Source organism: Sinomonas humi, from assembly GCF_000802235.1.
Lineage (GTDB): Bacteria > Actinomycetota > Actinomycetes > Actinomycetales > Micrococcaceae > Sinomonas > Sinomonas humi.
The window spans coordinates 183,611-206,643 of sequence record NZ_JTDL01000104.1 but is presented as its reverse complement, the minus strand read 5'-3'; the positions used below and the strand labels follow the sequence as shown (position 1 = coordinate 206,643).

General features: G+C 68.5%; 22 protein-coding genes and 2 pseudogenes. 11 read left to right on the top strand and 13 right to left on the bottom strand.

The features are described 5' to 3' along the window. Window positions 1–3: 3 nt before the first annotated feature. The 4 genes and pseudogenes from LK10_RS10410 (at window position 4) to LK10_RS22600 (ending at window position 4,152) form a co-directional block, all read left to right on the top strand. Complete coding sequence (locus LK10_RS10410; protein ID WP_043123204.1) at window positions 4–1,707, top strand: HNH endonuclease signature motif containing protein; 1,704 nt, start codon at window positions 4–6, stop codon at window positions 1,705–1,707. Between the two features lie 56 nt (window positions 1,708–1,763). Next, window positions 1,764–2,723: a DUF6414 family protein gene (locus tag LK10_RS10405; protein ID WP_156144123.1), complete on the top strand. Its 960-nt coding sequence runs from the start codon at window positions 1,764–1,766 to the stop codon at window positions 2,721–2,723. 588 nt (window positions 2,724–3,311) lie between these two features. Continuing rightward, window positions 3,312–3,674, top strand: a pseudogene (locus tag LK10_RS23120) (hypothetical protein); the annotation flags it as partial. Between the two features lie 34 nt (window positions 3,675–3,708). Next, window positions 3,709–4,152, top strand: a complete 444-nt coding sequence (locus LK10_RS22600; protein WP_231567715.1) for a hypothetical protein — start codon at window positions 3,709–3,711, stop codon at window positions 4,150–4,152. Here the strand turns inward: LK10_RS22600 and LK10_RS23115 are convergent. The 4 genes from LK10_RS23115 to LK10_RS10385 all read right to left on the bottom strand — a co-directional run bounded on the left by LK10_RS23115 (window position 4,088) and on the right by LK10_RS10385 (window position 8,443). Beyond that, window positions 4,088–4,279, bottom strand: coding sequence for a hypothetical protein (locus LK10_RS23115; protein ID WP_456242883.1), 192 nt, complete (start codon window positions 4,277–4,279; stop codon window positions 4,088–4,090). The two genes, LK10_RS22600 and LK10_RS23115, sit on opposite strands and share 65 nt — an antisense overlap. Continuing rightward, on the bottom strand, window positions 4,267–5,667 hold the full coding sequence (locus LK10_RS10395) for a recombinase family protein (RefSeq protein WP_081998440.1): 1,401 nt from the start codon (window positions 5,665–5,667) through the stop codon (window positions 4,267–4,269). The genes LK10_RS23115 and LK10_RS10395 overlap by 13 nt, the downstream gene beginning before the upstream one ends. A 769-nt stretch (window positions 5,668–6,436) precedes the next feature. After that, window positions 6,437–7,828 carry a DUF1731 domain-containing protein gene (locus LK10_RS10390; RefSeq protein WP_043123195.1) on the bottom strand — a complete coding sequence of 464 codons (1,392 nt, stop codon included), beginning with the start codon at window positions 7,826–7,828 and terminating at the stop codon, window positions 6,437–6,439. Between the two features lie 9 nt (window positions 7,829–7,837). Continuing rightward, window positions 7,838–8,443 (bottom strand): MarR family winged helix-turn-helix transcriptional regulator, encoded by a 606-nt coding sequence (locus LK10_RS10385; protein ID WP_081998439.1) that lies wholly within the window; start codon window positions 8,441–8,443, stop codon window positions 7,838–7,840. Between the two features lie 99 nt (window positions 8,444–8,542). On the opposite strand from LK10_RS10385, the gene LK10_RS10380 reads away from it, so the two are divergent. Further along, the gene (locus tag LK10_RS10380; RefSeq protein ID WP_043123192.1) at window positions 8,543–9,100 is read left to right on the top strand and encodes an NADPH-dependent FMN reductase; all 558 of its coding nucleotides are present in this window, start codon (window positions 8,543–8,545) and stop codon (window positions 9,098–9,100) included. A 101-nt stretch (window positions 9,101–9,201) separates the two neighbouring features. Next, window positions 9,202–10,047, top strand: coding sequence for an NAD-dependent epimerase/dehydratase family protein (locus LK10_RS10375; protein ID WP_043123190.1), 846 nt, complete (start codon window positions 9,202–9,204; stop codon window positions 10,045–10,047). 7 nt (window positions 10,048–10,054) lie between these two features. Here LK10_RS10375 and LK10_RS10370 read toward each other — a convergent pair. The 4 genes and pseudogenes from LK10_RS10370 to LK10_RS10355 all read right to left on the bottom strand — a co-directional run. Then, window positions 10,055–10,261, bottom strand: a pseudogene (locus LK10_RS10370) (RpiB/LacA/LacB family sugar-phosphate isomerase); the annotation flags it as partial. Between the two features lie 14 nt (window positions 10,262–10,275). After that, entirely contained in the window at window positions 10,276–12,015 is a 1,740-nt protein-coding gene (locus LK10_RS10365) for a dihydroxyacetone kinase family protein (protein WP_043123188.1), read from the bottom strand. A gap of 1 nt (window position 12,016) precedes the next feature. Continuing rightward, the gene (locus LK10_RS10360; protein WP_043123186.1) at window positions 12,017–12,790 is read right to left on the bottom strand and encodes an SDR family NAD(P)-dependent oxidoreductase; all 774 of its coding nucleotides are present in this window, start codon (window positions 12,788–12,790) and stop codon (window positions 12,017–12,019) included. Between the two features lie 46 nt (window positions 12,791–12,836). Next, entirely contained in the window at window positions 12,837–13,661 is an 825-nt protein-coding gene (locus tag LK10_RS10355) for a sugar phosphate isomerase/epimerase family protein (protein WP_043123182.1), read from the bottom strand. Between the two features lie 150 nt (window positions 13,662–13,811). On the opposite strand from LK10_RS10355, the gene LK10_RS10350 reads away from it, so the two are divergent. From LK10_RS10350 to LK10_RS10330, 5 genes are all read left to right on the top strand, one after another. Next, window positions 13,812–15,149 (top strand): MFS transporter, encoded by a 1,338-nt coding sequence (locus LK10_RS10350; protein WP_043123179.1) that lies wholly within the window; start codon window positions 13,812–13,814, stop codon window positions 15,147–15,149. Next, entirely contained in the window at window positions 15,146–16,018 is an 873-nt protein-coding gene (locus LK10_RS10345; RefSeq protein WP_043123176.1) for a transketolase, read from the top strand. The genes LK10_RS10350 and LK10_RS10345 overlap by 4 nt, the downstream gene beginning before the upstream one ends. Window positions 16,019–16,074: 56 nt before the next feature. Next, the gene (locus LK10_RS10340) at window positions 16,075–17,028 is read left to right on the top strand and encodes a transketolase family protein (RefSeq protein WP_052207194.1); all 954 of its coding nucleotides are present in this window, start codon (window positions 16,075–16,077) and stop codon (window positions 17,026–17,028) included. 85 nt (window positions 17,029–17,113) lie between these two features. Then, the gene (locus tag LK10_RS10335) at window positions 17,114–17,770 is read left to right on the top strand and encodes a GntR family transcriptional regulator (RefSeq protein WP_043123173.1); all 657 of its coding nucleotides are present in this window, start codon (window positions 17,114–17,116) and stop codon (window positions 17,768–17,770) included. Window positions 17,771–17,830: 60 nt separating this feature from the next. Then, a complete protein-coding gene (locus LK10_RS10330) occupies window positions 17,831–19,489 on the top strand; it encodes a class I adenylate-forming enzyme family protein (protein ID WP_043123171.1) in 1,659 nt (552 codons plus the stop codon). Here the strand turns inward: LK10_RS10330 and LK10_RS10325 are convergent. From LK10_RS10325 to LK10_RS10310, 5 genes are all read right to left on the bottom strand, one after another. After that, window positions 19,450–20,079, bottom strand: a complete 630-nt coding sequence (locus LK10_RS10325) for a nucleotidyltransferase family protein (protein WP_043123169.1) — start codon at window positions 20,077–20,079, stop codon at window positions 19,450–19,452. The two genes, LK10_RS10330 and LK10_RS10325, sit on opposite strands and share 40 nt — an antisense overlap. A gap of 4 nt (window positions 20,080–20,083) precedes the next feature. Next, window positions 20,084–20,293 (bottom strand): hypothetical protein, encoded by a 210-nt coding sequence (locus LK10_RS10320; RefSeq protein ID WP_043123167.1) that lies wholly within the window; start codon window positions 20,291–20,293, stop codon window positions 20,084–20,086. A 39-nt stretch (window positions 20,294–20,332) separates the two neighbouring features. Beyond that, window positions 20,333–20,485: a hypothetical protein gene (locus tag LK10_RS21875; protein WP_156144122.1), complete on the bottom strand. Its 153-nt coding sequence runs from the start codon at window positions 20,483–20,485 to the stop codon at window positions 20,333–20,335. A gap of 193 nt (window positions 20,486–20,678) precedes the next feature. Next, window positions 20,679–21,374 (bottom strand): response regulator, encoded by a 696-nt coding sequence (locus LK10_RS10315; RefSeq protein WP_043123164.1) that lies wholly within the window; start codon window positions 21,372–21,374, stop codon window positions 20,679–20,681. Next, window positions 21,371–22,984, bottom strand: coding sequence for a sensor histidine kinase (locus LK10_RS10310; protein ID WP_043123163.1), 1,614 nt, complete (start codon window positions 22,982–22,984; stop codon window positions 21,371–21,373). The genes LK10_RS10315 and LK10_RS10310 overlap by 4 nt, the downstream gene beginning before the upstream one ends. Between the last annotated feature and the right edge of the window lie 49 nt (window positions 22,985–23,033).

Sequence of the window (23,033 nt, the reverse complement as noted above, 5' to 3'; positions counted from 1 at the left end):
GCGGTGGACGAACCACTGGATGCGGGCGGACATGGCCTGCCGGAGGACCGGCCGGCGGCCTTGCCGGCGGACTTGCCGGACGGGTGGCAGGAGGGTTGCCCTGCGCCGTGGACGCAGGGCTGGGCCGAGGCCGCCGGCGGCTGGGACGACGGCGCCCCCTCCGACGGCCTCTCCCCTTGCGGCTGGGCCCCCGGCGGCCCGTCCGCCGGCTCGGGGGGTGTGGCTCCGGTGGGGGATGGGGGGCCTGGGGTTTCGCTTGTGGTGTTCGAGGATGCCTTCTCCTCTCCGGCGCACGGGGCCCTGGCCCTGCCGGCGGCGGCCTCGCTCTCGGCGGGGGAGGCGCTGGCGGTGGTGGAGTGCGCGGAGCGGGTGATCGCCTGGGCGACCGCGGCGAAGCTGGAGGCCCTGGGCCGCCTCGAGCAGGCCCTGGGGCAGGAGCCGGTCCCGCGCCGGGGATGCCAGCCGGTGCGGTTCGGCGGGGCCGAGGCCCATGCCCTGGCGGTGGCCGAGGCCGCGACCGCGACCGGGGTCTCGGAGGCGGCCGCGGCGCGGCTGGTGAACGAGGCGGGCGAGCTCGCCTCGACCCACCGGGAGGTCCTGGAGGCCCTCAGGGCCGGGCGGATCGGCCACCAGCACGCCCGGGTGATCGTGGACCAGGCCCGGACCCTGCCGCCCGGGGACGCGGCCGGGTTCGCCCGCCGGGGCCTGGACCGGGCGGTGACCCGCACGGGCAGGCGCCGGACCCCGGCGGAGCTGCGCTCGGCCCTGCGGCGGCTGCGGGAGCGGGAGCACCCGGAGAGCATCGGGTCCCGGAAGGAGGCCGCGGGCCGGGACCGGGGCGTGTGGTTCGCCCCCGAGCCGGACGGGATGTGCACCCTGACCGCGTTCCTGCCCGCCGAGGCAGGCCTGGCCCTCTACCAGGGCCTCGACGCCGACGCCCGCACCGCCCGCAGCCACCTCACCCCAACCCCAGGCAAACCCCGCCCCGGCGATGCCAGCGGCCGTGGCGGCGGCCCGGCGGACGCCGCAGGCGCCGGCGATGCCAGCGCCGGGGAGGGCGGCGGCGCCGGGTCCTCGGCGTCCGTTGCGGCGGCGGAGGAACGGACCCTGTCCCAGCTGCGCGCCGACGCGCTCGTGCACCGGCTCCTGGGCGTCCCGGACGAGGCCTTCCCCGGCCCCTTCCGCCCCCACATCACCCTCACCATCCCCGTCCGCACCCTCCTGCCACCCCACAGCAGCCACGCCGGCGGCCCGGCCCCCGACGACGCGACGGGCTGCGACGCTCTCGGCTGCGACCCCACCGAAGGGGACAGGCCCCAGGGTCCCCAAGGGCCCGAGCGCCCCCACGAGCCCGCGGGCCCGGAGGGGCTTGTGGGATCGGAGGGTCCCGTGGGGTCGGGGTCCGTGGGGTCGGGGTCCGCGGAGCTGGAGGGCTACGGGCCGATCGACGCGGCCACGGCCCGCCGGCTCGCGGCACTGGCCCCGAACTGGGACCGGCTCTTCACCGACTGGGACACCGGGGCCGCGCTCGGGGTCGGGCGCACCGCCTACCGCCCGCCCCAGGCCCTGCGCCGCTACCTCGCCCACCGCGACGGCGGCTGCAGGTTCCCCGGCTGCACCCGCCCCGCCCACGCCTGCGAACCCGACCACACCACCGAATGGCAGGACGGAGGCACCACCGACCCCCACAACCTCGCCAGTCGTTAAACTGACCCCATCGCCTGTTGCCATTCCAGGGGGCTAACCGCGCTATGGTTTTTTCCATGAGTGAAGAAACGTCGGGCTACAGCCTTGCTCACCCTGTGTACCTTGATGTGCCGATGATGCTCAGCTTCCTAGCGCATATTGAGGGCGGCGTCTGGTTATCAGAACAGACAAAGCAGACCGTCTCTGGCGCAGAAGAGAAGTTCAAGAAAGGCCGTGCCGCTCTCCGTGCGCGGCTGCTTGCGTTAGGCTCAGTCGACGCGGGTGCGGAAGGGGGAGACAGCAGTAAAGACAGCTCCTCCATCGAGTCAAAAACCGAGCGCCATCATACTTCCGCTAGTCTTTTCAACCTCCTTTACGAGTACTTGAGGGACGACAATCAGGTCACTGATATCGGGCAGCCAGAACAGCTCAATGAATTGCGAAGTGGTCAGTTGGTTGAACTGTCGGGGGAATATCTCGGGAATCCAATCGAAGACGTCTTAGCATTCTTTGATTCTTTGATGCCATATGTTGCGAATTCCGATGAGGACCAAGGCCAGAAACCCGCCACTACGGCCGCCAGGGGCAAACGTTCGGGCAACCCCGCCACGCGCGCCGCCGCTTCGGTTCCAGCGCAGGCAGTGCAAGCCCAACCGAACGACTCATTCTCCTCCGACGGGGCGAGACTCATGAAGCGTATGAGTTCGGATATCTCGAATGCGCCTGTTCATGATCTTCTCTTTAAGGCGCAGGGAGGACTGGAAGCCGTCGTTACTGCAGCCTCTGAATTCTACTCTCGAAACACTCGTGAGTACCTTCGCGCCGGTGAGTTCCGTGTGGTCGGAAAGGTCACCAAAATCGTGGCTCAGGAAGATTCGATTAATCTCACTCGTCGTACCGTGGTCGGCGTTGCTGGCCCAATGATGGCTGAACAATTGATCAGTTCAGTTTCTAACGGCGATCTGAATCTTGGTGTCGCCCAGCCGATCGTGGCCGGACCGGCAGTGCAGATTTTACCCATGGCAATTTTCATTTGATGCAGTTTCCCAAGGTTCACCCTTGCGCTTTGGAATCGTCGCCGCGACGAAGTCGTGGCGACGACTTCACTTGAAGTAGCAACATAACTCGGGGGGACTGAAGGGAACCGGTGGGACGGTAGACGCCAGCGGTCGGGGAGGGTCCCGGTGGATGGCGAAGGCCTCGTTTCGAGGCGGCTCGCCGCCGGACGGGCCAGAAGCGGGAGCGGACGCTTGAACCCCACCTTCGCCCGGACGCTTCCCGCCGTCCGAAGGAAACATCGGTGACCAAACGACGGATGGCGACGGTCGATCCAGAGGTAATGACAGCGCTGTAGTTCGTGTGCCATGATGAGCATGCGTCCAGTGAGGCGCTGGGGTGAACCCGCCCAGGACTCCAAAAATAGACAACTAATGCGAGTGGCTCTCCTGGGGAGTCGAGCAGCGTGGTAGGCCCGCGTCCAGGAATGCTCATTGGGTTAAGACGACACGAAGGGCCCATCCGGAGCGAGACCGGATGCTTAGGCCGCGTGTTCCCAGACAGTCCTTTCTTGCGGTGAGCCGGGGCCTAGGCGATTCCATGCCGAGTCGTCTCCCCAAGGTCCGCCGATGCCTTCCACGCCGCTATCCTCGTCACTGTCCGCCCTCGCCCGCCCGGACGCGGGCTGGTCATTCGTCCTTTACCCTGATGCCGCCGAGGGCGGGGGGTGTTTCCGCTCCCCGGACCAGCCCGAGCGGGTGCCGGTTCCGAAGGGGTTGGCTGCCGACCCGACCCGTGCTGCTGCGGAGGCTGGACGCCGGGCCCGTGGCAGGCTCCGCCGGTACTGCGCCGCGAATCGTCTCAACCGTCTGGGGACGCTCACTTACGCCGGGGACGGGTGCCACGACCCGAAGGTCCTGCGCGTTCATCTGGGCGAGTTCTTTCGAACGCTGAGGGGCCATCTGGGAGGGGAGGCCTTCCCCTATGCTTGGGTGCCGGAATGGCACAAGACCGGTCATGGGCTCCATGCCCATTTCGCTGTCGGTCTTCGCTGTCGGTCGGTACGTGAATCGCTCCGTTATCGCGAAGTCGTGGGGCCGGGGGTTCGTGCACATCAAGCTGCTCGGGGACCTCCCGGTCGGATCGGGAAGGCTCTCGGAGGCGCGGCGGGCGGCTGGCTACCTGTCCAAGTACGTCGCCAAGACCTTCACCGACCCCCAGTCCCGGGACCTCGGGCGGCACCGCTATGACGTCGCCCAAGGCTTCCAGCCTGTCTCGCTGCATCTGAGCGGGACCTCGGCCGCTGATGTGCTCGGCAGGCCTCAGAGTTCCTGGGCTCCCTCCCGGACCGGCGCTGGTCCTCCTCGGACGTGCAGGACTGGGCCGGGGCTCCGGCGATCTGGGCTCAGTGGGGTGCCTGATGGTCGATCCGGAGCAGCTGGCGGCGTGGGTGGCCGAGTCCTGCCGTGAACAGGGGGTGCCGGTGCGGGTGACCGACCCCGGGGTGCTCTCCCGTGTCGGTGCGCTGCTGGGGGTGGCGTCGGAGCGGACGGCCGCGGCAGCGGCCGGAGCACCGCGCCGGGCTCACAGCCGCCATGTGGGAATGAGCCGGGACGGGTCCAGAGACCGCGCTCCCCGCGTCCCGGGCCCCACGGTCGCATAGTCCAGGACGGCCTTGACGATGGCGGCCTGCCGCTCGAGGTTCAGCCCGTCCCATCTTTCGCGCAGCTCTCGCCCTGCACCGACGAGGCCCTCGAGCTGGCTCGTCCCGCTGAGGTGTGCCAGCTGCTGCTCGGCTCGCCGGATGCGCGCCTCGACCGGCTCGCGCGCGGTCTTCCACTCTGCGATGCCGATCGCCCGTGAGCTGGCCATCAGCGCGAATTCCTGCAAGAGGTCCTTGTCTGCCTCAAGCGCGGCCCACAGCTCGTTCTGCCGCTCGTCGGCGGCGCGGCGTCCGGCGAGGGCGTCGGCGAGCTCGGGGGTGTCGAGCCGGTGCAGAACGGCGGCGCTGATCCACTCCTCCACTGGTCCCGCCACGATTGTGAGGCGTCCGCAGCCGCCATGGTCGGGGCCCGAGTGGCACACGTAGCGGCGAGTGTCCACACGCAGCGACGAAAACAGCCGATTCCCGCACCTGCCGCAGCGGAGCAGGCCCGAGAGGAGATAGCGGCGCGGGGACCGAGTGCCCGAGACCCTCTTCGCCTCCATCCTGTTCAGCACCTGCTGGCGCTGCTCGGGAGTGATGATCGCCTCCCACACCGCCGGTCCCACGATCTCGCCCTTGTGCTCCCGGAGCCCGGCGATCCGCCCGGACCGGAGCACCTGCCTGAGCGTCGTGGTCATCCACGGCCCGCCCGCGACCGTTGCGATGCCTTCCTCGTTCAGCCACGTGCACAATGACCGCGCGGACTCTCCGGCCAGGAACCGGGCCACGAGTGTCCGGATGAGCTCCGCCTCGTCGGACCGGACGCTCACCTTGTCATCCTCGAACCCGAACGGGCGAAGCGGACCGCCGTGGGGCTTGCCCTGCTCGGCCAGCTGGAGCGCCTTGCGCTTGATGCGCGCCGACTTGCGGGCGGATTCCTTCGCGGCGAACGCGGCCAGCAGCCGGGCCATGAACAGCCCGTCGTCGTTGCCCATGTCGATATCGGCGGTCACGGTCGCCACCTGTGAGACCCCGGCGCGCTCGCACAGCTGGACGAACTGCTCCAGCTCCATCGGCTGGCGGGTGAGCCGGTCGAGGTTGTAGATCAGCACCCCGTCCCGGTGCCCTGAGGCGAGGTCTCCCAGCATGCGCTGGTACTCGGGCCGCGCGTTGCCCTTGAAGGCGCTCAGATCGTTGTCCACATACTCCTCGCCCACGGTCCAGCCACGCTCGGCAGCAAGCTTGCGGCAGTCCTCCAGCTGTCGCTGGACCCCGAGGCCCTCGCCGGTCTGGTCCGAGGAGATGCGGGCGTAGGTCGCGGCGGAACCTGGCGTCGACATAGGGGTCATACTAACGACGTGTGGTCAACCTCGCCCTCCTGTGCCGAAAACACCACGCCCTCAAATCCATCGACGCCTGGACCTACCACCACCCACCAGACAGCCACCTGCCTCCAGACAGCCACCACCAACCAGAAGGTCCCTACGAACCGGAGGGCACCCTCCGCTGGCGCTCCCCGCTCGGGCGGACCCATGTGAGCGAACCCGGCCGGGGCGCGATTGCCGGCCGAGTCGAAGCGCCAAGGTTCGGAGCGCTGCGGGATTTCGCGCCCGACGGGACTGGACCCGGCGACTTCGTGCGCGGTGGGACAGAACGCGCGGATCTTGTGCCCGGTGGGACTAGACCCGGCGACTTCGCGCGCAGTGGGCGCGGTGGGACTGAACGTGCGGATCTTGTGCCCTGTGAGACAGGATCCGGTGACGTGGTGTGCGCTGAGTCAGGACGCCGCGAACCCGGGCGTGGCGAGGCGCTGCCGGAAGACTCCGCGCAGAGCGCCAGCCCCCAGAGCGCCAGCCCCCAGAGTGCCAGCCCGCAGAGTGCCAGCCCGCAGAGCGGCCATCCGGCGGCCCCGCCGCCCGAAAGCGTGAAGCCCCAGCGCAGCGACGAACCCCCGCCGTTCTGACCCGACCCAACCCGACACCACCGAACCAGACTCCACCGAACCAGACTCCACCGAACCAGACTCCACCGAACCAGACTCCGCCGAATCTGTCCCTGCGGACGAGGGGAAGCGCGCGAGGCCCTCCTCGGCGTTTCCCGAAGGCGTCCTTACGCGGCCATCTCCCGGAACGCCCCGGCAAGCTGTGGGTACCGGAACACGAAGCCAGCTTCCTGCAGCACTGCGGGCACTGCGCGAACGCTGTCCAGAGCGAGGTCAGGGTTCGTGCGCAAGACGGTGGCGGCCGCGCGGAGGAGGCCTGCGGGGGCTGGTATGCCTACTGCAACGCCGACGTATTCGCGCAGGTGTGCCATGAGCTCCCTATTCTGAACCGGGTGCGGGGACGTTGCGTTGACGACACCTGATGGGAGCTCGACGCGTGACTCATCGTGCGCGGTAGGCAACCCAAGGGCGGCTCGCGCCGCGCGCACCCAATCCACTGCATGGATCCAGCTGAACCATTGCTGGCCGGTTCCAAGGGGGCCGCCTCCGCCAAGACGCGCGATCGCCGTGAGCCGGTCCAGGAGCGCGGCTTCGCGGGCGAGCACGACACCAGTACGGAAGACCGCGAGGTGGTCCGCATTCGCGCCGTCGATGGCAGCCTCCCAGCCGCGGACGACGGCGGCGAGCCCAGGCGCCGCGGTCGGCGGCGGGGTGTGCTCGTCGAACTCCTCTGCCGAGTCGCCGTAGATGCCCACGGCGCTCTGCTGGAGCCAGCGTGCAGCAGGCCGCTTCCAGGACCGACTCGCCTCGACGAGCGCCCGCGTGGGCTCCGTGCGCGAAGACTCGAGTCGCGCGAGGTTCTCGGGAGTACCAGGCATATCGAGGCTCACGCCTGCGAGATTGACGACGGCGAGTTCATCCTCGGCGCCGAGGCGTTCGCTCCAGGCTCCCGGCTGCCGCCCATCCCACGCGAGCTGTTCGAAGGGCGAGGGCTGCGGTTTGCGGGTCAACACCGCGACGCGGCGGCCGTCGCAGACGAGGTCCGCCGCGAGGAGCGTGCCCAGAAAGCCCGTGCCGCCGGCGACGACGGTGAGCGCGTCGGGTGCGCCGTCGTCGTTCGCCAGGCTGCTCAGGCGATACAGGCGCGCGCATTGGGCGGGGAAGCCCCGGACGAGCGGCTCGCCTGCAGTGAGGCCGAACTGTTGGGAAAGGGGACCGTCGAGCGTGACTCGCTGAGTGAACAGTGTTCCGTTGTCGCGTTCTTCGAGCGTCCACTCGATGGTTTGACTGCCGCCGGGCTGGGGCTGTTGGAGAGCGATGCGACGCCCGGGTTCGAAAGCGCTGATGCGGAATGACGGCGCGGTTCGGCGGTGGAGGGGCCCAAGCAGGCGGTGCGATGGCGAGTAACGCCCCATGCTGCCCTCGCGCAGGGGGCCGTCGAGGGCCGCCGCTCCGACGGCTGGGTTCCACTCCGGCCAGCGGTCCACCCGTTCCAGGACATTCCACAGGCGCTCGGTGGGGAGGCGAAACCATTGCGATGCCGTACGGTGCCAGGTCACCCGGCCAGTCTAGGCGGCAGGCCCCTCATCGCAGCCAGAATCCTCGGCTTCGCACACAGCTTCGCAGGTGCCGGAAGACTCGATCGCAGCCGAGATCCTGTGGCAGGCCTCGCGCAGGGCGTCCTGCTGCTCTGGGCTCAATGGATCGAAGACGACGCTCCGGACGAAATCTACGTGCCCCGGTGCCGCTTCGACGATGGCACTGCGTCCCGCGGAGGTGAGGGCAATGTCCTGGCCGCGGCCGTCATCGGGTGAACATGAGCGGGCGATGAGGCCCTTGGCCTCCATACGCCGGAGCAGGTGCGAGAGCCGGCTGCGGCCCCACCCGAGCATGCGGGCCGCGGTCCCGGACCGGACCATTCCCTGCGGGTCCTCGGAAAGCGTGGCGAGCACCGAGTATTCCGGCCCCGAGAGCCCCGAGTCGCGTTGGAGTTGGCGGTCGACGGCGGGTTGCAGGCTCCAGAGGAGGTGACGCAACGCGAGCCACACCTCGCGCTCGCGCGGGTCCAGCCAGCGGCTTTGACTCGCCGAAGAATCGGTGCCGACGCCGGTCTCCGCCGCGTTTGCGACAGGCGCGTCTGCGACAGGTTCGGCGGGCGTGGCGTGTGCCTCCATGGTGCAGCCCCCGGGTGATGCAATGAACTTGACGCATCAATCTTATCGGTGTAAGTCTGAATCATCCAAGAATCGTTGATGCGTCAATCAGGAGGAAGCGTGACCAAGATTGCAGTCGTCACGGGCAGCACCCGGGACGGACGGAAGAATCGCCAGGTTGCCGAGTGGGTCGTGGCGCAGGGCCGCGAGCGGGAGGATGCCGAGTTCGAGCTCGTCGACATCGCAGACTACCGCTTGCCCCTCCTGGGCGAGCCGGGGAACGAGCAGGCATTCGCGTCGGTCAAGGAGTTCTCGGCCCGCATGGACGAGTTCGACGGCTTCATCTTCGTAACGCCCGAGTACAACCACTCGGTCTCACCTGCGCTCTCCAACGCGCTGACGTACCTCAAGCCCGAGTTGGCGGACAAGGCTGCCGGTATTGTCTCCTACGGTTCGGCCTTCGGCGCCCGCGCAGTCGAGCACCTCCGTGGCATCCTTTCCGAGCTGCAGGTCGCGCACGTGCAGAAGACTGGCATGTTCTCCCTCTTCGTGGATTTCAAGGATGGCGAGTTCGCTCCGAGCGAGCTTCAGGCTTCCTCGGTGCTCCCCGTCTTCGATCAGGTTGTGCGCTGGGCACGGGCTCTCGAGACCGTGCGTTCTGAGGCGGCTGTCACCTAGGGAGGCCGTTCCAGAGAGGGTCCGATGTGTGGTCGGACCTTCCCGAGGGCTCGCGAGTCTGATAGGCAGGGACAATCTGACCTGCAAGAGGAGGGAGCGGTATGAAGATCGCCTTGACGGGTGGCAGCGGCAAGCTGGGGCATGTGGTCCTGGACCATCTGCGGTCGGTGGGCCACGACGTGTGGAACCTCGATCGGGTCGGGGCCCGCGAGCCGGGCTTCATCCAGACTGACCTCACCGACTACGGCCAGGTGATCGACGCGCTCGCCGGCGTCGACGACCGCTACGACGGGATCGACGCAGTCGTGCACCTCGGCGCGATCCCGGCACCTGGCCTCGCTCCGGACTCTGCCACGTTCCGCAACAACATGCTCTCGACCTACAGCATCTTCGAGGCGACCCGGAAGCTCGGCATCAACCGGATTGTGTATGCGTCGAGCGAGACGGTGCTGGGGCTCCCGTTCGACATCGACCCGCCTTATATCCCCGTGGACGAGGAGTACGAGCCTCGCCCCGAGAGCACCTACTCCCTCGTGAAGTATCTCGAGGAGCAGATGGCGCGCCAGCTGTGCCGGTGGAACCCAGAGCTGAGCGTCTCGGCCTTCAGGTTCTCCAACGTCATGCTCCCCGAGGACTACGCGCAGTTCCCCTCCTACGACGCCGATCCCCGGGGCCGCAAGTGGAACCTGTGGGGCTACATCGACGCTCGAGACGGAGGCCAAGCAGTCGAAAAGGCCCTCGAAGCTGCACGCCCGGGCTTCGAGGCGTACATCATCGCCGCAGCGGACACCGTGATGAGCCGCTCGTCGGCATCCTTGGCAGCGGAAGTGTTCCCGAACGTCAGGATCACCAAGGAGCTCGGCGAGCACGAGACGATGCTAGGCATCGACAAGGCTCGCCGGCTCCTCGGCTTCGATCCGCAGTACGGCTGGCGGCAGGAGGCCTGAGCCCTCCTCAGCGGCCCTCGTAGTCGGTGAGCGCCTTGACCTTCGCCGCGGATGCGGACGTCGGATCGAAGGTGTAGCCGACCCACTCCCTCGCAAGACGCCGGGCGAGCTCGAGGCCCACGACCCGTTGACCCATCGTGAGTACTTGGCAGTTGTTCGACAGCACCGAGCGCTCCACGGAGAACGAGTCGTGGGCCGTCGCGGCCCGCGGCCCGCTGATCGAGTCGCTCATCGAGTGACCGATCCCGCTGGCGCGAAGGCCGGGCCCATGGCAGAGAACACCGCGGCGAGCGAGATGGCCCCCGGATCCGGAGTGCCGAGGCTTTTCTCGGCCAGCGGACGCGCGCGTCCCTTGAGGGGACGCAGCTCGGCTGTCGCTGAAGCAGCGGCTTCGGCGGCCGCAGCCGCTGTCTCCCAAGCCTGTGGGAGCGGAACCCCGCGGTCGACGCCGGCCGTGAGCTCCGCAACGAACGGCACCAGTGCGTCGACGAGGGTCTTGTCCCCAGGTTGAGCGCCCCCCAAAGCGGAGATCCGATCGGCGAACGATGCGACGCCAGCTGCGACGGCGCCGTCGTCCGGGGATTCCTCGTCTCCCAGGCGCTGTCCCCACGCCCGGAGCCCCGCGCCCCACAGGACTCCCGACGTCCCGCCTGCCTTGTCGGCCCACGCATCGCCACCGGCCGTGAGAACGCTCCCGGCGCCGGCGCCAGCATCGGCCGCTTCCCGGGCAGCGGTCACCGCAGCGTCCACGCCGCGGACCATGCCGCGCCCGTGATCGCCGTCCCCCGCTATCGAGTCCAGGCTCGCGAGCGTGGGCTCGAGCCGGTGGAGGGTGTGCTGGGCAGCGGCGAGTGCCTCGAGACATGAGCGCGCATAGTTGCGCGATGCTTCCGATCCCGGCGGAATGGCCGACGGCGCGGGCGCCCGAACAGGAATCAGCTCAGTGGCGCTCGGGATGAGACGCTGGGCATCGATCCTCCCGCGCCGGAACGCGGGCGTCTCGGCGGGCGCGAGCCAGAGTCTTTCGAGTTCGTCGTCGAGCCACATGAGCGTGAGCGAGACGCCTGCCATGTCGAGGCTCGTCACAAGCTCGCCCACCTCGGGGGCGACGAGTTCGAGTCCCTTGTCGCGGAGCAGCGGGCCGATGGTCCGCCACAGGACGAACAGTTCCTCGGCCTTAGTGCTGCCGAGGCCATTGAGGATGACGGCCACGCGGTCTCCCGCGCCGTCTGGGCGCTCTTCGAGGACTCGCTCGACGAGCGTGCGGCCCAGTTCCTCGCCGCGGGGGAGGGGCAGGTCCTCGAGCCCGGGCTCGCCGTGGATTCCCAGGCCGAGACCCATCATCCCTTCGGGCAGCGAGAACAGCGAGTGGTCCGCACCAGGGAACGTGCAGCCCGCGAACGCCGTGCCGAGCGTCCGCGTGAAGTCGTTGGCCTTGCGCCCGAGCCGGACGACCTCGGGGAGGTCGGCTCCTTCCTCGGCTGCCGCGCCCAGGATCTTGAACACGGTGAAGTCGCCGGCGATGCCACGGCGCCGCTCGCGCTCGCCGACTGGAGCGCTGGCGATGTCGTCGCTCACGATCACGTTCTCGGTCTCGATTCCCTCACCACGCAGGCGCTCAGTCGCGACGCCGAAGTTCATGACGTCGCCCGCGTAGTTGCCATAGGCGAAGACGACGCCGGCCCCGGAATGGGTCGCTCGAGCGACGGCGACAGCCTGCTGGGCCGAGGGCGACGTGAAGATGTTCCCTACCACGGCGCCGTCGGCGAAACCCGCTCCGATGAGACCCGCGAACGCTGGGTAGTGGCCGGACCCGCCGCCCAGCAGGACGGCCACTTTGGGCTGTGCGGGCGCGGACCGGCGGACCGCCCCTCCATCCACTTGGCGGACGAGCGGCGCGTGAACGTCGCAGAAGCCGGCGAGGGCCTCGTCGGCGAAGTCGGCGGGATCATTCGAGATGAGTGTCATGTCAGTGGATGTGGCTTCCGCCGTTGATGTCGACCGTGGTGCCAGTGAGGTACGAGGCGTCCTCGGACGAGAGCCACGTGATGACGGCCGCGATCTCCTCGGTCGTAGCCGTGCGGCCGACCGGGATGTCGCGCGCGATGGCGGCTTCCTGCTCGTCGGTGCTGCCAACGCGGATGTTGGTGTCGACGGCGCCGGGGGTGATCGCGTTGACAGTCACGCCAGTCGGCGCGACCTCGCGGGCGAGGGCCTTCGTAAAGCCGAGTATCGCGGCCTTGGCCGAGGAATAGGGGACGCGGCCGAAGACGCCGCCGCCGCGCTGGGCCGAGACCGAGGACATGTTGACGATGCGCCCCCAGCCGGCCTCGATCATGGCCGGAAGGAACGCCTTGGTGACGAGGTACGTGCCCGTGGCGTTGACGGCCATGACCTTGTTCCAGAGGGCAAGGTCGGTCTCGAGGAACGGGACCGGCGAGGTGATGCCCGCAATGTTCGCAACAGCGCCGACCTGCGGCAGGTGGCCCGTGGCGACCTCGGCGGCGACCGCCTTCTCGGCCGCGCTCACCGATGCCTCGTCGGCGACGTCGATCTGGTGGCCGAACGCGGGAACGTTGAATTCGTTGGCGATGTCCTGCGCAACCTTGGCGGACTTCTCGCCGTCGAGGTCGAGGACGACGACGCCCCAGCCTTCGCGGGCGAAGCGGCGGGCGGTGGCGAGGCCGATTCCCCGGTCGGAGGTTGCCCCTGTGAGGATGGCGGTGCGTTGCGTGCTGCTCATGGTGATGCTTCCTTGCTTGCCTCTCGGCAGATCTTGTTTCCTGTTGTCAGATGATGGCGGTGATGAAGTCTGCTGCCTTGGCCGCAGCCGCTGGCCGTTGGGAGTGTTCGAGATCTCGGGTCTCGAGTTCGAGCGTGAAGTGGCCGGCGTAGCCGAGGTCTCGCAGGGTCGTGAGGCCGCCGGCGAAGTCAACGTTCCCCGCGCCGATGCTGCGGTGGATGTCGCCTTCGACCGCGTCCCTGAGATGGACGTGGGCGATCCTGTCGCCTAGTGCGCGGGCGGCCTCCCCGAAGTCTCCACCCGAGGCGACGGCGTGGCTCGCGTCGAGGACGTGGCGGACGCCGGTCCCGTCCAGGCGCTTTGCGAGGGCGAGGGCACGATCTAGGTTCCAGGAGAGGCGGAGAACGTGGAGCGATTCGGTCCAGAGTTCGAGCCGGCGGTCGGACGCTGCGACGGCTGCGGCAGCGAGTTCGGCAGAGACCAGGTCGAGGTCTTGCTTGAGTGTCCGAACGGGTTCGTGGTCGAGGGCACCGCAGGGAAGGACCAGGGCAAGGGCGCCGACGGCCTCGGTGAGGTCGAGGAGACGGTCGAGGTGCTCCTGTCGGGTCGCCCCGGCAGCAAGGCCTAGGGGTGCGTTGAGGTCGCCGATGTCCCCGTTCACTGACCGCACGCGGAGGCCGCTCGCAGCGACCTGCTTCGAAACAGCCGTGACCGCGTCGTCGTCGAGGACGAACGGCACATGGTCGCAAACCCCTGGGAGGGCGCCGAGGTCGATCTCCTCGAAGCCGAGCCCTGACATGGTCGCGAGCGCCGTCGGGAGGTCTTGGTGCCGGAAGCTGATCGAGGAGCAGCCAAGCCGGGGGTGGAACATCGTCGTGTCCTTCCGGTGAGGTGATGCACACCACGGTAGGGGAGCTGACTGTCGACAGTCAACTATAAGAGTCGACTGTTGACAGTGGGACGTGATGCGGCGCACACTGGCTACCATGTCAACCGTCGACATTTCTGGAAGGAAGTTCAATTGAGCAACGAGGCTCTGGCCCTTCGCGGCCCGGTCCATGGCACCCCGGACGCACGTCGCGTGGCGATCGGCTCCTCAGTCGGTGCTGTGATCGAGACCTACGACTTCATCGGCTTCGGCACTGCCGCCGCTCTCTATCTCGGCAAGGCCTTCTTCCCCGGGGCTGATCCCCTCGCGGGCACCCTTGCGTCCTTCGCGACCCTCGGCGTCGGCTTCGCTGCGCGACCGCTGGGTGGCTTCATCGGCGGCCACCTCGGTGATCGCCTGGGTCGCAAGCCAGTCCTTGTCGCCTCGCTCATCGCCATGGGCCTTGCGACGTTCGCGATCGGGCTGCTTCCGACCTACGCACAGGTCGGCCTACTGGCGCCCGCGCTGCTCGTCACCGTGCGCATCATCCAAGGCATCGCGTTCGGCGCTGAGTGGGGCGGCGCAATCCTGATGGCGTACGAGCATGCCCCTTGGAAGAGCAAGGGCAAGTTCACGGGCATGGTCCAGTCGGGGTTCCCCGTGGGGCTCCTCCTTGCGAACCTCGTGTTCCTCGTGAGCGTCCACCTCGGCGGAAGCTGGGCATGGCGCGTCCCGTTCCTGGCCAGCATCCTGCTTGTCGCCGTCGGCATTGTGATCCGAACCAAGGTGCCGGAGTCACCGGTCTTCGAGGACGTCAAGGAATCGGGTCAGCTCACCAAGGCCCCGCTCGTCGAGGTCGTCAAGCACGACTGGCGCAACATCGTCCGCGGCATCGGGCTCCGGATTGCCGAGACCGCCGGCTACGCCGTTTCGGTGACGTACATGATCTCGTATCTCAACAGCAAGCACCTTGCGAACACCACGGAGACGCTCATCGCCCTCTGCATCGCATCGGCGATCGGCATCTGGGCAACGACCGCCTGGGGCCAGCTCACGGACCGGATCGGACGGCGCCCCATCTACATCTGGTCGTGCCTGTTCGCGGTGCTGTTCGGCGTTCCCATGTTCCTGCTCGTCAACACCGGGCTGGTCCTGTTCGTCGTCGCAACGATCGTCATCGCGTACGCCGTGTGCCAGAACTCCCTCGCCGGCGTGCAGGGTTCCTGGTTCCCGGAGCTCTTCCGCGCCAACACCCGCTCGTCCGGTGCCTCCCTCGCCTACCAGATCTCAGCCATGGTCTCGGGCTTCACACCGTTCATCACCACGATCCTCTTCGTATGGCTTGGCTGGCTGGGCCCGGCCCTCCTGTTCAGCCTGTACGGCGCGATTGGCCTGTGGGCCGCGCTCTCGACCCGCGAGACGTGGGGCCGCGCGGTGCGCGAGGCCGCAGCGAAGGCCACTGAGGAAACCCCGCACGAGGTGCGCGCATGAAGGCGTCGCGGATCGCAGGAGTAGAGGACGCGGCGTATCGGATCCGCCGTTACGCCCTCGGAATGGGGGAGGTCCAGGGCCAGGGCTACGTGGGCCAGGCCCTCGGTGCCGCCGACATCCTCGCGGCCCTCTACACGGACCAGCTCACGTTCCGGCCCGCGGAGCCCGAGTGGGAGGGGCGGGACCGGTTCCTCCTCTCGACTGGGCACTACGCGATCGGGCTGTACGCGGCGTTCGCCGAGGCCGGGATCGTCCCAGTCGAGGAGCTCGAGACGTACGGCTCGGACGATTCGCGGCTGCCGATGTCCGGCATGTCCACGTACACCCCGGGAATGGAGATCTCCGGGGGGTCCCTCGGCCACGGGCTCACAGTCGCGGTCGGCTACGCCCTCGGCCTGCGGGCCAGGGGCAACCCCGCCCGCGTCGTGAACTTCCTCTCCGACGGCGAGCTTGACGAGGGCTCGACGTGGGAGGCCGCGATGGGCGCGGCCCACCACCGCCTCGGTCGCCTGACCGCCGTCGTCGACATCAATGCCCTCCAGGCGGACGGGCCGACGGCTGGAGTCCTGCGCACCGAACCGGTGGTGGAGAAGTGGGCCGCCTGCGGTTGGAACGTGCAGCGGGTGGACGGCAACGACGTCCCAGCGCTCCTCGCCGCGTTCGACGCCGTCGCCGCTCAGGCCGCGGACGACGGCGCTCCCTCCGTGATCCTGTGCGACACCAAGGTGGGGCGAGGGGTTCCCCTCCTTGAGGAGCGCGAGAAGGCCCACTTCATGCGCATCGAGGAACACGAATGGGCGATCTGCCGCGAGCAGCTCGACGAGGGCCATCGTGCAAGGACCGAGACCCGTCAGGAGGCGGCACTGTGACGACAGGCGCAGCGACCACAACGGCCCCGAAGGGCCCGAAGCTCAAGACCTCGGCGATGATCGCATCGTTCGCGGACCCCGGCCAGCGCACCATCCCGGCCCCGTTCGGCAACGCCCTCGCCGAGCTCGCCGAGCAGGATGAGCGGATCGTCGGGCTGACCGCGGACCTAGGCAAGTACACCGACCTGCACATCTTCGCCCAGACGCACCCGGAGCGGTACTTCCAGATGGGCATGGCCGAGCAGCTGCTCTTCGGCGCCGCGGCCGGAATGGCTCAAGCGGGCCTCGTCCCGTTCGCCACGACGTACTCGGTCTTCGCCGCCCGGCGGGCGTACGACTTCATCTGTCTCGACATCGCCGAGCCCGAGCTCAACGTGAACATAGTTGGCGGCCTCCCGGGCCTGACCACGGGCTACGGGCCGAGCCACCAGGCCACGGAGGACGTCGCGATCTTCCGCGGAATGCCGAACCTCACCATCGTTGACCCGTGCGACGCCGTCGACATCGCCCAGGCGGTGCCGCAGCTCGCCGCCTCGAAGGGGCCGACGTACCTGCGGCTGCTCCGCGGCAAGGTGCCCTCCGTCCTGGACGAGTACGACTACAAGTTCGAACTCGGCAAGGCCAAGGTCCTGCGGGGCGGGCGCGACGTCGTGCTCGTCTCCTCCGGGCTCATGACCATGCGAGCCCTCCAGGCCGCAGAGGCGCTGGCCGCGCACAGAGTGGATGTCGCCGTCGTCCACACGCCCACACTCAAGCCCTTCGACGAGGAGACCGTCCTGGCCGAGCTGGCCGGTGACCGCCTCGCGGTGACGCTCGAGAACCACACAGTGGTCGGAGGCCTGTTCGAGACCGTCGCGTCGGCCCTTGTCCGCCGCGGCCAGGCTCGCCGCGTCGTCCCGATCGGGCTGCCGGATGCGTTCCTTGACGCCGGCGCGCTCCCGACGCTCCACGAGCGGTACGGACTCTCGAAGGACCGCATCGTCGAACGCGTCCTCGCCGAGCTCGGGTGAGCCGCTCGGCCGGGTTCCAAGTGGGCTGGCCTATGATGACAGTTGACAATGCCGTGTGATGCGGCACCTATCCAAGGAGTTCGAAATGGCGGCCACGGCAGCCCTGCTGGGTCTCGAGAAGACGAGCCTGCGGGAACAGGCTCTGGTTGCGCTGCGCCGCGCCATCACGTCCGGTGAACTCGAGCCAGGCCGCCATCTCGTCGAGACCGAGCTGTCTGAACGGCTCGGGATAAGCCGCGGGACCCTGCGCGAAGCGTTGCGCCAGCTCCAGCAGGAAGGGCTCGCCTCGGCAGGGCCGCGCGGCCGCCTGAGCGTCCGGCATCTCGATGCGAAGGAGATCCGGGACATCTTCGGGGTGCGCGCCGCGCTCGAATCCCTCGCCGCCCAGACGCTCATCGAGCAGCCCCGCCGGGCTCGCGCGGTGGGCGAGCTGCGGGCTGCCATCGAATCGATGGAGGATGCGAGCGGGCGGGGTCTCGAGGACCGAATCGAAGCCGACCTCGATTTCCATCGTCTCCTCTGCAGGCTTTCGGGCAACGAGACGCTCCTCCACTCGTGGGAGTCGCTCGAGGGCTCCATCCGCATGTCGATCATGTTCGCGGGCTCTGAGCGGGCAACCGAGAACATGGGAATCGACCGCCACCGCAAGATCGTGAACGCGATCGAGTCGGGGGATGCCGCGTTGGCCCGCGAGACCATCCACGATCACATGGACGGCGCGGCGAGGACGCTCGTCAGCTGACGGGGATCCTAAGGAGTAGCCTTCGCGAGTAGTTGTTCAACCGCGAAGGGAGGCAGCGGCATGGCATACGACGCCGGTCGCTTCAGGAATTACTTCGAGCACGAGTTCACGTACGAGGCCGGCTTCCGCCGCAACGTGCGCCGCTACCGGGACCGCCCCGCGTTCTTCGACCCGGTCACGGGAGTCGAGCTCAACTACGGCGCGCTTGCAGCGGAAGTCGACCGCACGGCGCTCGCGCTCGCCGAACGGGGCGTCGGCAAGGGCGACCGCGTGCTGTACCAGCTGTTCAACGGTCTCGAGTTCGTGCTCCTCTACCTCGCGACCCAGCGGATCGGCGCCGTCGGCGTGCCGATCAACTTCCGACTCGCTCCCGGCGAGATCGCCCACATCCTGCGGGACAGCGAGCCGGTCGTCTTCGTGTACGACCGAGAGGTCTCGGTGAATGTGAGCCGTGCGCTCAAGCAGGTCGATTCCGCCCCGCTGCTACTCGCCGTGGGCGAGCCCAAGGACGACGGCGCGGAGCTCACCGAGGTGGAGGACTTCGCCCACGCCCGCGCGGCGGCGCAGGGCAACCTCCCCGACTACGATCCCTCGTCGACGGTCTACGACGAGACGACTCGCCTCTACACCTCCGGAACCACCGGGATGCCCAAGGGCGTTTCGCTTCCTTCGCTCGTGGAGGTCATGTCGGCCCACGACGTGATCATGCATTTCCCGCTCACGCCCTACGACCGCACGCTCAACATGACGCCCTGGTTCCATCGAGGCGGCCTGTATTCGGGGGGCCCGAACCCGGTCTTCTACGTGGGCGGCAGCGTGGTCCCGATGCGCGCTTTCAACCCCGGGACGGCCCTCGACTGGGTCGCGGAGCACGGAATCACGTTCCTCATCGGCGCCCCGACCACTCTTGAGATGCTTGCGGACGAGCAGGAGCGCAGCCCCCGCGATCTCGGGCCGCTCCGCGGGATCGTGACCATGGGCGCCCCGCTCGACAAGGCCGCGGCCCTGCGCTATCAGCGCACGCTCACGCCGCGCATCTTCAACGGTTACGGCACCACCGAGACGTTCTGGAACACCTTCCTCAGGCCGGAGGACCTGCCCGAGCACGCCGGGACTGCGGGGAGGGCATCGACGGACGACGACGTCGCCGTCGTCCGCATCTTCCCCGACCGCCGCGCGCGGCCGGATGAGCACGTCGCCCATGACAACACGGAGCAGGGCGAGGTCATCATGCGCTCGGCGAAGTCCGGGTTCAGCTATGCCAATCTCCCCGGCATCAACGAAGAGAAGTTCTACGACGGATGGTTCTACACGGGCGACCTGGCCGTGTGGGACGAGAGCGAGTTCGTGACGATCCTGGGCCGCAAGGACGACATGATCATCTCTGGCGGTGAGAACGTGCACCCCGTCCAGGTCGAGGAGGTCCTCGCCGCGCACCCGGGGGTCAAGGACGCCGTCGTGGTGGGGCTGCCCGACGAGCGGTGGGGGCAGAAAGTCGTCGCCTACGTCGTGCGGAGGGACGGGGAGCTCACGGCCAGGCAGCTCGAGGAGTGGTGCGTCGGCGACGACGGGCTGGCCAACTACAAGCGCCCGCGCGCCTACCGCTTCATCGACGATCTTCCGATGACTGCGACAGGCAAGAAAATCCACTACGTCTTGGCGAAGCAGGCCGAAGAGGATCACGCAGGCGGTCTGTTCGAGGAGCCGGGCAGGGACTGAGCCGGCGTGTCGACGTCCTCGTCCCCGCCGAGCCCGGAGCACTCGACGGGCTCGGCGCGGTGCGCCCGCAGGTAGGGCCCCGCGCCGACGTCGCCCTTGAGGCTGTGCCGCAGGTCATGCCAGTGGTCTCGCCCGATCAGCACAGGGTGCCCCGGACTCCCCTCGTAGACCGCGCGCCGCAGCGACGAAGGGACGACGTCGGTCCCCGCCACGCGCTCGAGCGCTTCGGGCGCGAGGCGGGGAAGGTCGACGAGGGTCACAAGGGCGGCTATGCAGGGCGCGGCGGCCGGCATGCCGTCCAGGGCGTTGAGGGCGGCTCGGAGGGAGGCGCCCACGCCTTCTGCCCAATCGTCGGCGACCACGGGCATGACGCGTGGCTCGGACGCCGGGAGGAGGCTTCGGGCCTCTTCTGCGCCGGCGCCCAGGACCACGACAACCGGGGCACAGCCGACGTCGAGCAGGAGTCCCACGCCGCGCTCAAGCCAGCCGCCGGCGTCGGGCGTCGCCGCGAGCGCCTTCGGGCCGCCGAAGCGCCGTCCCGCGCCCGCGGCAAGCAGCACTCCTGCGACCGGAGCGGTTGAGAAGGCCATCCCGTCAGTCGTACCCGAGGTCTATATCGGGGTTAGGCTCCTCGTCTTCCACGTCGAGTTCGATGAGACGGTGCGGGTCGTGAAGGGGATCGACCTCGTCGAGGATCTCGGGGTTGTCCGAAGAGCCCTCCTCAGGGGCTTGACTGTTGCGGCCATCGAGCGGCTCCGTGAGGTCGTCGTCCTCCGTATTCCCGTAGTCGACGTCGTGCGTCATCGCGTGCTCCTCTGTTCGTGTGGCGACGGTCCGTGGGGATCAGCCCGCGTCGAAGCGCTCGTCGTCCCGCTCGTCGTCGTCCCGGTCATTGCCGGAGCCGTCGGGGATCGCGGAGACATCCGTGTTCCGGGGGCTGGGCGTGCCGAGGACGTCGGCCTCGCTGGCAATACGCTCCGTGTTCTCGGTGCTCATCGCTCCTCCTGCCCTTCGTGCTGTGCCTGGTGCTTCTTGTTGCTCGGTGCTTCTTATTGCACTGTGCTTCCTGTTGCACTGCTTCTTGTTGCCGTGCAGAGGGAAGATCCCTCGCTACCACGTTAGGCCTGTGACGGCGCGGACGGCAGGGGCCGCTGGCTTGAGGTACGGGCCCGGTACACGCTCGCAGCTGCTAGCCCGTCCAGCGGTATTCCTTCTCGGGCCGGCCAGGGGTCCCATAGCGGGCTGCACGGGTGAGAACGCCTGTGTCTGCGAGGTGTTCGAGATAGCGCCGTGCCGTGACGCGTGAGACGCCAACGGCCTCCATGACTTCGTTCGCAGAGACGGCCGTGCCGCGAGTCCGGACAAACGTTCGGATCGAGTCCAAGGTATCGGGGGAGAGGCCCTTCGGAAGCGGTGTTCCCACGGGAGTCCGCAGGGCGGCGAGGGCTTGGTCCACAGCGTCCTGAGACGTTGTCCCCTCGGAGCGGGAGAGGGATTCGCGGAACTCCCGGTAGTGTTCGAGCCGCTCCGCGAACGCGGCATACGTGAACGGCTTGATGAGGTATTGCACGACGCCGGCTGAGATCGCCCGCCGGACCACGGGAAGCTCGCGCACGGCCGTGATCGCGAGAATGTCCGGATGATGCCCCGCCGCACGGAGCCGACGTGCGACGTCGAGCCCGTGCAGGTCTGGCAGGTTCATGTCGAGCAGCACGAGGTCTACCGGGGTCCCCGCCGCCGCGAGCTCCCCTGTCAGCCGCAGGGCCGAGGCGCCGTCGTGCGCTGTGCCGACGTGGGTGAAACCGTCGATACGCCCGATGTAGGCGGCGTGCGCATCGGCGGCGATCGCCTCGTCCTCGACGACGAGGACGCGGAGTCCGCTCATCCTTTCCTTCCGTTTCGCGCGGGGATCGACACGGTGAAGACCGCACCGCCCGTCCCCTCAACGGCGAGAGTACCGCCCAGCGCCTCGGCGGACCGACGCGCGAGCGCAAGGCCCAGGCCACGCCCGGCTGTCCCGTGGGGCTTCGTCGAATGGCCGAACTGCAGAATCCGCTCGCGCTCGGCGGGCGGCACGCCGGTCCCTGAGTCAGAGACCTCGATGAGCACGCCTCCGGCTTCCTCGTGGAGCTCGAGCGCGACCCACCGGGGAGGCTCAGCCGCCGCGGCCGCGTCGATCGCATTGTCCAGCAGGTTGCCCACGATGGTGACGAGGTGCTGAGGCTCGAGGCCAGCGTCTGCGAGGCTTCCCGTGGCCTCGGCATCGAGGCGCACCCCGCGCTCGTGGGCTTGCGCCGCTTTGCCCATGACGAGCGCCGCGAGGACCGGCTCCTGGACGGAGACTACGAGCTCGTTCGCGAGGGACTGGCTCAGCGAGAGGTCCTCAGTCGCGAACTCGAGCGCCTGATCCGTGCGGCCGAGCTCGAGGAGCGAGACGATCGTGTGGAGGCGGTTCGCGTGCTCGTGTGTCTGGCTGCGGAGGGCATCGGAGAGCGTGCGCATGGTCGCGAGCTCCGAGCCGAGCGTCTCGATCTCCGTCTGATCGCGCAAGGTCGCGACGGAGCCGAGACGCCGGGCGCCACGGCGATCGGGGACGGACGCCGGCTCCTGGTTCACAACCAGCACGCGGTCCTTCGTCAAATGGATCTCGTCATGAGCCGTGCGGCCGCTGGCGAGGAGCGCGCGGAGGCTCTCCGGCAGGTCCACGTCGGCCAGCAGGGGAGCGGGGGCGCTCGCTTCGGTGTTGGGGAGGCCGAGCAGCTCTGAGGCTTGGTCGTTGCGGATCACGAGCCGCCCCCGGGGATCGACCATGACGACGCCCTCCCGCACCGAGTGCAGCACCGACTCGTAGTAGGCGAAGAGCTGGCTCAGCTGCTCGAGTCCGTAACCGTGGGTCGCCTTCGAGAGGCGCCGTTCGAGGATGGCAGCGCCGACGGAGCCGAGGAGGAGGACGACGACGGCGATCCCCAGGAGCGCGGGGAGCCGCGAAGCGAGCGCGACGTCGAGGTTCGTGACCGTCACTCCGGCTGCGACCATCCCCAGGACGCGCCCCGAGCCTGGGGCCTTGATCGGGACGATCGTCCTCACAGAGGGTCCGAGAGTGCCCGTGTACGTCTCGGTGAACGGGTGCCCGGCGAGCGCCTCGGAAGTCGACCCGATGTACTTGCCGCCAATCTCCGAAGGGTTCGGGTGGGTCCAGCGCGTCCCGTCGGGCGCCATGATCGTAATGAAGTCCAGCTTGGCGTCGGAGATGACCTGTTCCGCGTACGGCTGGAGGGCGGGCGTCGGATTCGTGCGCCCTGCCTCGAGCGCAGCGTTGGCGACGAGAGGGCTGTCCGCGATCGCCTCGGCGACAGCGAGGGTCCGGTTCCCGGCGGCCTGGTGGAGCTGATCTCTGGCGTCCAAGTAGAACGCCGTGCCGGTGAAGGCTGTGAAGAGGACGACCGCGAGAACGAGCAGGAGGAACAGCCTCCGCGCGAGGCTCAACTGCCGCATCGCGCTTCCTCTCCTCTTCGTGTCGAGGGGAATCCCTGTGACCAATATG